At 59.1% G+C, this 1,070-nt stretch carries 2 protein-coding genes; both read left to right on the top strand.

The features are described 5' to 3' along the window. Window positions 1-76: 76 nt before the first annotated feature. Complete coding sequence (locus ACXRVY_RS31075) at window positions 77-787, top strand: hypothetical protein (protein WP_458239214.1); 711 nt, start codon at window positions 77-79, stop codon at window positions 785-787. Window positions 788-796: 9 nt separating this feature from the next. Beyond that, window positions 797-1,070 (top strand): major capsid protein (locus ACXRVY_RS31070; protein WP_458239213.1); only part of this gene is annotated, 274 nt, incomplete at its 3' end.

Genomic DNA, 1,070 nt, shown 5'->3' with positions numbered 1-1,070 from the left:
ACACAGGCCTCGTCAATGACGGGGCTTTTTCATATCTGCGGGCAGGGCCTGCAAATCGTCTCTGGGAGACAAACAAATGGGCTTGATGTATCAGCTGGACACTCTGGATGGTCTCGACGACACCGTTAAATCGCTCTACACCGAGAAGGACGGCAAGTACGTCCTCGGCATTGAAGGACTGCCGCAACCCGAAGACGTTTCCGGCTTGAAGTCGAAGGTTGAAGAGCTGCTCGGCGAGAAGAAAGCCGCGGAGAAAGCCCGCAAGGATGCCGAAGATCAGGCTCGCCTGGAGCGCGAAGAAGCAGCCCGCAAGTCCGGCAACGTCGAAGAACTCGAACGTTCTTGGTCCGAGAAGTACAACCGCCGCGAAGCTGAGCTGAATGGCACGCTGGAACAGGAGCGCCAAACACTGAGTGGGCAGATCCGGGAACTGACTGTCGGCCGGACTGCTACTGATATCGCGTCTGCCTTAGCAATCCCGGGCAGCGCCAAAGCCCTGCTGCCGCACATCGAACGTCGTCTGAGCGTCGAACAGCGCGATGGGAAGCCTGTCGTGGTTGTCCTCGACCAGCAGGGCAAGCTCTCGGCGGCAACGCTGGATGAGCTGAAAGCAGAATTCGCAAATGACGTGGCGTTCGCGCCACTGATAGCGGGTAGCAAGGCATCTGGCGGCGGGGCCKGCGGTGCAGGAACAGGCGGCGGGGCCGCGAAAGGCAACATCGGCGGCACCAAAACGGAACGCGCTGCGGCAATCGCCAGCAGGTTCTCTGACCTCCCTCTCAAGTAAGGAATCATCATGTCCCTGTCTCAAATGCAGGTTTTCAATCAATACATCATGCCGGCGACTCTCGAGACGCTGGATCAGTTGCTCGAAGCGTTCAACGCAGCCAGCAACGGCGCGATCGTGCTGTCTCCCGAAGGCTTCACCGGCGACTTCCTGCAGGAATCTTTCTTCCAGGCGTTGGGTGCTGCTCAGCGTCGAGTTGATCGCTACGCGGCGAATGGTGTCGCGCCGATCACCGACTTGACCGAACTGAAGAACACTTCTGTGAAGGTTGCCGGCGGCTTCG

This window comes from Pseudomonas sp. P5_A2_2 (assembly GCF_054177685.1).
Note: the sequence above shows the minus strand (reverse complement) of the source record. Positions and strands in the feature narration are given on the sequence as shown.